This is a genomic window from Prosthecobacter sp., from assembly GCF_044378005.1.
Taxonomy (GTDB): Bacteria; Verrucomicrobiota; Verrucomicrobiia; order Verrucomicrobiales; family Verrucomicrobiaceae; genus Prosthecobacter.
Window position 1 is genome coordinate 1 of sequence record NZ_JBILYB010000203.1, and the last position, 8,005, is coordinate 8,005.

The window sequence follows — 8,005 nt, forward strand, 5'->3', positions numbered from 1 at the left end:
TAAGTCGCCGCAGCACGCCAGAGCGCGACACGAAAGATGAACAAGCCTGAGGCCAGCAGCCGCACCGACAGCGAGAAACGCTCCTCTAGAAAATGATAAGCGGTGTAGAAGCGCGACTGGTAGAACTTTGGCATCATCCAGATCGCCGTGAAGGGGGTGGCGATGAAGAAGGCGAGTACGACATAGGCAAAGCCGAAGCCGTTCTTGTACACATCCGCCGGACCGGCGAGGTAGCTGATGCCGGAGAATAGCGCCGCGAGGATGGACATGGCGACGAGCGCGCTATTCATGCCGCGCCCTGCCAGGAAGTAGTCGCCGAGGGATTTCGAGCCACGCGCTGAAAACAACCCCACACCGACCGAAGCCGCGAGGTAAACGCCGAAGATGGTGTAATCGAGCCAGGAGAAGTGGGTCATCGGAGTGGGGATTCGTGCTGAAGGTTATTTGGCCGTGTAGCCACCATCGACAGGGAGATTCACGCCCGTGATGTAGCGTGAAGCATCGCTGAGGAGAAAGATCACCGCGCCGCCGAGGTCCGAGTCGTCGGCCATGCGACCAAGCATGGTGTGATCGCAGTAGCGTTGCAGGAAGGGCTCAGGCTGGTTGTTGAAGAAGCCACCGGGAGCAAGGTTGTTCACGCGGACGTTCTTCGGGCCGTAAAGCGCCGCGTAGAAGCGCGTGAGGTTCTCCATCCCACCTTTGTGGAAGAAGTAATCCGGCGGCATGTCGCCCATGTTTGTGCCCGTGTAGAGTTCGTAGCTCGGTCCGATCATGCCCTGGATGCTGCCGATGTTCACGATGCTGCCACGACCTGCCTCCGCCATCGTTTGGCCAAAGTGACGGTGCATGAGCATCACACCCGTGGCATTCACCCGCATGGATTCGGCGAATTGCTCCGCCGCACCGTTAGCGCCTTTCATCGGACGCAGAACCGCATTGTTCACGAGGCCGTGCAGCGGACCAAACTTCGCCGTGATGCGCTCATGCAAGGCAATCACGGACGCTTCATCCCCTTGATCGAGTGACTCGGCGAAGACCTTGTGGCCCTTCGCTGTTTCTTCATCGGCGACGACTTGCAGCTTCGCCACATCACGGGCCGCGAGGATGAGCGTGGCACCGGTCTGGGCCAGCATCGCCGCCAGGCCACGACCATAAAGCCCAGCGCCTCCGGTGAGGAGGATGGTTTTGTTTTGGAGGGAGAAGAGATCGGCAGGCATGGCGGTCACTTGGATTGGTAAACGGAGTCACTGCTCGGAGCAGTAGTGCCACCACCGAAGTCTTTGACCAACTTGTGAAAGGCGTTGCCGAGTTCGATGACATCGGCACCGAGGGTGAAGATGCGGGTGCCTTCTTCGATGAGCTGGTCCTTTTGACCGAAGAGTGAGGCGACGGCGACATACTTGCCGTGCTTGATGGCGGCGGCGTGGACGCGTTTGCGAGCGGCGACGACTTCGGGGCAGGTGGCTTGGCCGAGTTTTCCGATGCGGTGGCTGAAATCCCCGGCTCCGAAGAGCAGCATGTCAAATCCGGGCACAGCGGCGATCTCTTCGACGACTTCGAGGGCTTCGGGGCTTTCGATCTGAAGGATGACGAATTTCTCGGTGTTGCAGTGCTGGGCGTAGTCGGCCAGCGGCACTTGGCAGAAGAGGCCGTCCATGTTTCCGGCGTCGAGCGCCTTGCTGCCCATCGGGCGACAGCGGACCATATCGACGACGTTGCGGGCTTCATCGGCGCTGGTGATATGCGGCACCATGATGCCGGTGGCATCGCACTCGAATGGCTTCACATACTCGCTGTAGCCGCCTTTGTTCACGCGGACGATGGTGTCCATGTCGTAGAGCTTCGCGGCGCGGATCTGATGTTCGAGATTGAGCCAGTCATTCGGCACATGTTCGTTGCAAAGCCACACGGCGCTGGCTCCAGAGAGCCCGGCGAGTTCGACGATGCGTGGATCGCCGAGGTTTAGTTTGAGGATGGTGCTGTTTTGACCGGCGCGGAGTTCGCGGAGGATGCGGGAGGGGCGGAGTTTCATGAATGAAATGAGATAAAGATTACCACTCGCCTTCACGGCGGAATTTGGCTTTCACGTTGGCGCTGAATTGAGTGATGGAGGCTTCGAGGTTGGCGACGATTTGATCTGTGGGAAGTCCGGCGGCGCTACGTGCGGCGGGGATGACGGTTTCGCATTCATTGCTGTCCATGAAACGCGCAGCGTCGAGCAGCTTTGGCTGGTCCTCCGGCGGGATCACGAGGAAGCCGTGCTTGTCGGCATGGATGAGATCGCCAGGTCGAATGGTGCGGCCAAAGACTTCGACTTCGCAGTTCCAGCGTACCGGATGCACATGCGCATGCCCCACGCAGAGACGACGTGCGAGGGCTTTGAAGCCAGCGTTGGTCATCTCATCGACATCGCGGACCGCGCCATCGGTGATGGTGCCGACGCAGCCGAGGGCACGATGCATGTTGGCACTGACCTCACCCCAGGCGGAGCCGAGGACACGTGGCTTGTCGAGATCCTGCACGATGACGATCTTCGGTCCCGGAATGCTGGCGATGTAGCGGCGGTATTCGATGCCGGCATTTGGATTCGTCTTTCGATGCTCGGGATTGCCCGGCTCGATGACCAAGGTGACTGCGTAGCCAACCATGGGGCCCATCTGCGGCATGTAGTCGCGCGTCTCGTCGATGTTAAAGGCATCCGCGCCAGGATTGTGCTGGGTGATCTGCTCCCAGCCGTTGTAGATGGTTGGTGTGTTCCAGCGCTTGAGCTGGAGGAGGTCGGAGTGTGGGATGGTTGGCATGACTCAATGCAGCGTGATGGCGTAAGCGGTGGCTTTTTGAAGATGAATGCGGAGGTGATACTTCGCAGGTGGGAGATCGGCGAGCTTCTTGTCTTTCCAGGCAAAGCGATAGCGTGTGGTGTCCTTCTTCAAGGGGGTGCAGTTCGCCTTGTCGAAGCCGGAGATGCGGAAGCCGTCTTCGTCGAGAATCTCACACCACACGGCACCACCAGCGGCATTCGCGTTCACATAGATTTCGGTGCGGCCTTTGAGGTCGAGGGGCTTCAGCGTGATCTGACCGATGTCGGGCGGAGATTTGATCTTGGGTGTGGCTGGTTCAGGTTCGCTGCGCAAACCGGCGAAGCGATCCACCGGCAGTGAGACCATGCCGACGCCGCTCTTTTGCTGGTCACCAGTGATGTTTGTGCCGCCGCCGATGGCCCCGCTGCTGTAAGCGCCGTAGTAAAACCGCATCTCTCGCCCTTCGAGCACGATGTCAGCATTGGTGGCGAGCGTGCCGCTGTCGAATTGCTCGCCAGGGCTGCGTTTCAGCCAGAGATCGTGGCGAAAGGGACGCTGCCAGTCGATACCGTCGCGGCTGAGCATGAGTTCGATGTCCATCGTGCCGCCGCCGGGGCGGTTGAGGATTTGATTGAGGCTGAAGTAGCGGTCATGGCGAAAAAAAACAGGCGAGGTGTGGAACTCCAGTGCTCCATCCTGCTCATCGGGAAAGCAGACGATCTGTGGGCTGCTCCAATGCAGCAGATCACGGCTCTCCACGCGGCCCATGCCGTGTTTCCAGCCGAGTCCACCATCCGGGCCTGCGATCCAGGCTTTGCCATAGATGGCCCACAGCTTGCGTTTCGGATCAAAGAGCGGATCAGCCGCGTCGGACATGCTGATCGGCTTCAAGAGCTGCCGCTTCACACGACCATCCGGTGCAGTGGTCTCAGTGTAAGGATTCTCGCCAGCGAAAGGCGGCTGCACTTTCTTGCCGCCAAAGGAAGTGGTGTAGAGCGGTGCTTCGGGATGTTTTGTCCATCGGATGCCATTGGGCGAAAAGGCGAGATGCAACCCGGCGACGAGTTCGCCCTTTGCTGTCTTGGCCCAGTCATAGTAGAGCATCTTGTAGCGCTTCGATGCATCCGCTTCGCGAGCATCGACGATGACGCTGTTGCAGTAGCGGTCGCCATACAAACCGCTGCCGATGAGCACGATGTTGGTGTTTTTGTCACCGTTGAAATCAAAGAGTCCGAGGGTGGGTTTCGTGAACGTGATGCCATCCGCAGACTCGGCGTAGCAGACGACACACTCATGTGTCTTCATCTGTGCTCGTTTGCCTGCATAGGCCTGATACCAAAGCTGATATTTCCCCGTGGCCTTGTCGCGATGCACGCTCGTCCACGCAATGGCCATCTCCCATGGTTTGTCCTCGGTGATGAGCGGGTTCTTCGCATGACGTGCTGGCTTTTCCAAAACACGGCGAGTCCCCGCGCGGTAGAGAATCTCGTGATCATCCACGAGGAGGATCGTGCGATCCGCTGCGCACAAGGCCAGCGGGAAGATGAGGAGCAGCAGAGTCTTCATGGCAGCCAGTGGGGATGATGGGAACGCAGCCGTTCAAGATAGCGATCAAAGCGTTCTTCGCTGACGCCTTCATACGGCGGCAGCAGGCGCAGGGGAAACTCGGGGTCGTGAATGCGGCAGAAGAGTTTGTCGAAGGCACCGTCCATGTGCGCGGTGTTGCCGACGGATTCCTTGAAGGTGGCGATGAGGCCGCCGAAGTCAGCGGTGATGGCGGCGAGTCCGGCTTCATCGCGCGAGCAACCAGCGAGGAAGTAGTCCTGGGCGCGGGCGAAATTCGTGGAGAGAAAGGAAATGAGAAAGCCACACTCGCCCATGTGGCAGGCTTTGGCGAAGCCGACCTCGGTGATGAAGTGGCGGAGTTGGGGAGAGTCGGTGAAGAGGCTTTGGAGCCTATTATCGTCGGCGGTGCTGTTCTTAGTGGCGACGAGGTTTTCGTGCTCAGCGGCTAACGGGCCATATTCGGCTCCGGTGATGATCCGCCCCGTGCGCATCAGATTGTAGTGCAAAAACTCACAGTCACGAAAACGTCCGCAGGTCTCGCGGAAGAAGCTTTTCAGCTCCGTGTCGTTCAAAACGCCCCAACTCGGCAAACTGAGTTGAAATCGACTCGCACCCATGTTGCGGGCTCGTTCGATGCGTTCGATGATCGTGGGCAAGGATTGACTGATGAGACCGATCATGGGCTGCACACCGTCGATTCGAGTTTCATCGAGAAACACACGCGCAATGGCATCGAACTGCCTTTCGGTGACGGCGTAGCCTTCGCCCGCCGTGCCGAAGATGTAGAGATCGCGAATGCCGCTGGCGATTTGCAGCCGGACGCTGCGGCGAAAGATGGCCTCCTCAAACTCGAAGCGCTCGTTCCACGGCACGCAACAAGTGGCAAGGATGCAGCGGCGGTAGCGTGGCGTGGTCATGGCTTGGGAGCGTCCCAGATTGCGACGCCCATGTGGTAGCGGGCGTGATAATCGGAGCTGCCCGAATACCAGGCGGTGACGAGCTTGCCATCGGCTCGCTGGACGGTGCTGGGGTAGCCACAGTCAGTGGTCTTCGTGTAGGCGATGCGGATGGGCTCGCCCCAGGTTTTGCCTTCGTCGCTGCTGAACTTTGCGAGCACGCCGAGCTGGTCGCCGGTTTTGATGCGATTGCCATACGCCAGGATGATGCGGCCATCTTTGAGGCGGGCGAGGTGACCGTTGATCTCGTTCCTCTGAGTGACGCGATTCGGTTCACCCCAAGTCACACCATCGTCTTCGGAGATGAAGAGATCCATGGCGGTCTCGCGTGCCGCAGCGAGCCAGCGTTTGCCACCGAGGTGGAGAAGGGTCGTTTCGTTGCCTGTCTTATGAATGATACTGATGCGCTTCCAGGTCTTGCCATCATCATCACTGCGGAAGTGCCAGGAGCGGTAGCCTTTGGTCTTCGTGTTCTTCGTCGGATCGGTGAACTCGCCGCCGTAGCAGGAGACATGCAGTGCGCCATCTTCGCCGATCTTGATGTCGCCAAAGGGGATGTAGTGCGTCCAGCCTGCATCGGGCGCGGGGAAGTTTTTGATCTGTGACCATGTCTTGCCGCCATCGCCGCTGCGGCAAACCCAGGTGCTGAGAATGTCGTCGCGGAAGGCGGGTTGTTTTGGGCGCTGTGGCTGTTTCACGTCCGTCCACCCGGAGCACAGCACGAGGAGATCGCCGTTCTTGGCGAGACCGGCAGCGACGTTCATGCGGTTGGTGTGCGGGTCATTCGGCGCGGGGATGCCGTGCTTCTCCCAAAACTGGCCGTCCTTGCTGTTCCAGCACTCGGCGGCACCAGCCATTTGTCCATGACTCGGCTGGCCGAAGATAGTTGTGTTGATGCTGCCATCAGGCATCAGCGTGAGGTTTGGCCAAGCGCACACATTGTCGATGGCGACGAAGCGCTGGAAGTCTTGCGCAGTGAGAGCTGTGGTGAGAAGGAATAGGGCGATGAGTGGTTTCATGGTCGTGATGGAATCAGTTGGCAAAGCGGAGCGCATACAGATCTGCGTCCTTCATCTTGATGCGCAGTTGGATCGTCTGACCGGCTAGCTTGGAGACGTCGAGCGCGTTCGCTTCGAAGTCATCGCCATAGAGTTCGGGTATGGTGGCCACTACTTTGCCTGCAGCATCAAGTGCCTCGATCTGGATCGAGCCAGCGGCGGAGGTGGAGTAGTTCAGCACTAGATTTTTGCCGGTGAACTTGAGTGGATGCGTGGTGAACTCGCCGCCCTTTGCATCCGCATGCATGGAAGCGAAGCCTTGCTTGCGCACGCTGAGTCGGCGGATGCGGTGATCGGCGTGGCGGTAGTGCTCGCTGATGTAGAGCGACCATTCGGTGCCGCTGGATTCGATGATACCGTTGGCAGTCATGTTGTTGCGATCTGTCCAGTTTTTGAGGTCGGGTCCCGGACGCACCCAGGCTTCGAGAAAGGGGCGGTCCCAGTTCACGCCATCACGACTAGACATGAAGACGGCATCGCTGACACCGGGGCCTTCATGCTCCGGCACCTTTTTGCGAGTGGTGACGAAACGCTTCGGGAAGGAGAGAAAGAGATGCGGTGCCGTGGGGCATGGCACCGTGGCGCTGGTGTAGAAATGCTCCATCGGCACGTCTTTGGCATAGCGGTGCGGGATGCCATCGCTCCAAGCGAGGAAGTCGGTGGAGGTGCAACTTTGGACGGCGCGGACTTTGTTGCTGAAGATGCGGCTGAAGCAGGCGTAGCGGCTGCGTGTGGTATCGTAGAAGGCGAGGTTCTGTGAGTCGAATGCACCTTTGGTAATGACTGGCGTGTCCTTCATCTTCTTCCAATGAATGCCGTCAGCGGAGGCGAAGGCGTAAAGCCCGCCCGGCGTTTCGCCCTGGTGCCAGTTCTTGCCAGGCTGCTTCACGCCACCGAGGGCTTTGTAGCGCTCTTCGGGTTTCGTGGCGGGGTTGGCATCGAGAAAGGGGTAGAAGTTGTGCGACTCGACACCGCGCCAGATGACATTGTTGTCCTTCGTGCCGCCCGCTTCGATCAAACCGAGCTTGGGTCGCGTGAAGTGGATGCCGTCCGTGCTTTCAGCGACGCAGGTGACTTGCGCGTCGCTGTGATCGCTGCCGCCAGAGGATCCTCGGTAATACATGAGCACCTTCTTGCCATCCTGGATGACGCTGAAGTAGGCGCAGGTCATGCCTTCCCAAGGTTTGTCGGTGGTGAGGACAATTTCCTTCTTGATGGGATCATGCAGCTTCAAGGCGAGGCCACTCTTTTGCGCGACGAGGTGTTCATCGACAAAGAGTTCCCAGCGCGAGGCGAGGTTGAGTGGTTCGGCTGCCAACGTGGAGGCAGTGAGGAGAAGATAGAGGAGTGCTTTCATAGTTCGGATAGGATGTCGGTGATGTGAATGATGGCTCCGCCCTGTTCGCGGCTGCGGAGGCCAGCGATGATCACGGCCATGAGCTCGACGGTTTCGTCAAAGGGCAGCGGACGTGTTCCAGAGCGGAGCATGTCGATGAATGCGACGAGCTGGCCGCGGAAGGCGTGGTAGGTGTCGGTGAGCTTCAGCGGCAGATCGCCTTTCGTGCCGTAGAGATGCACGGCCCCGAAGCTGCCATACGCATCGTGCAGCGCGCCGATGGTGACT

8 protein-coding genes and 1 pseudogene are annotated in these 8,005 nt (G+C 59.2%); all 9 read right to left on the reverse strand.

Annotation, left to right across the window (positions count from 1 at the left end):
* A partial coding sequence (locus AC6FTP_RS24085; RefSeq protein ID WP_497209456.1) for a sodium:solute symporter family transporter occupies positions 1-416 on the reverse strand: 416 nt, incomplete at its 3' end.
* Positions 417-440: 24 nt separating this feature from the next.
* Positions 441-1,217: an SDR family oxidoreductase gene (locus AC6FTP_RS24090; protein WP_497209457.1), complete on the reverse strand. Its 777-nt coding sequence runs from the start codon at positions 1,215-1,217 to the stop codon at positions 441-443.
* Positions 1,218-1,222: 5 nt separating this feature from the next.
* The gene (locus tag AC6FTP_RS24095; protein ID WP_497209458.1) at positions 1,223-2,032 is read right to left on the reverse strand and encodes an HpcH/HpaI aldolase family protein; all 810 of its coding nucleotides are present in this window, start codon (positions 2,030-2,032) and stop codon (positions 1,223-1,225) included.
* A gap of 19 nt (positions 2,033-2,051) precedes the next feature.
* A complete protein-coding gene (locus tag AC6FTP_RS24100; protein WP_497209459.1) occupies positions 2,052-2,801 on the reverse strand; it encodes an RraA family protein in 750 nt (249 codons plus the stop codon).
* A gap of 3 nt (positions 2,802-2,804) precedes the next feature.
* Entirely contained in the window at positions 2,805-4,367 is a 1,563-nt protein-coding gene (locus AC6FTP_RS24105; protein ID WP_497209460.1) for a hypothetical protein, read from the reverse strand.
* Positions 4,364-5,284 carry a dihydrodipicolinate synthase family protein gene (locus AC6FTP_RS24110; RefSeq protein WP_497209461.1) on the reverse strand — a complete coding sequence of 307 codons (921 nt, stop codon included), beginning with the start codon at positions 5,282-5,284 and terminating at the stop codon, positions 4,364-4,366. The genes AC6FTP_RS24105 and AC6FTP_RS24110 overlap by 4 nt, the downstream gene beginning before the upstream one ends.
* The gene (locus AC6FTP_RS24115) at positions 5,281-6,342 is read right to left on the reverse strand and encodes a sialidase family protein (RefSeq protein ID WP_497209462.1); all 1,062 of its coding nucleotides are present in this window, start codon (positions 6,340-6,342) and stop codon (positions 5,281-5,283) included. The genes AC6FTP_RS24110 and AC6FTP_RS24115 overlap by 4 nt, the downstream gene beginning before the upstream one ends.
* Before the next feature lie 13 nt (positions 6,343-6,355).
* Positions 6,356-7,738, reverse strand: coding sequence for a hypothetical protein (locus AC6FTP_RS24120; RefSeq protein ID WP_497209463.1), 1,383 nt, complete (start codon positions 7,736-7,738; stop codon positions 6,356-6,358).
* Positions 7,735-8,005 (reverse strand): annotated as a pseudogene (locus AC6FTP_RS24125) (oxidoreductase); the annotation flags it as partial. The gene AC6FTP_RS24120 and the pseudogene AC6FTP_RS24125, both read right to left, overlap by 4 nt.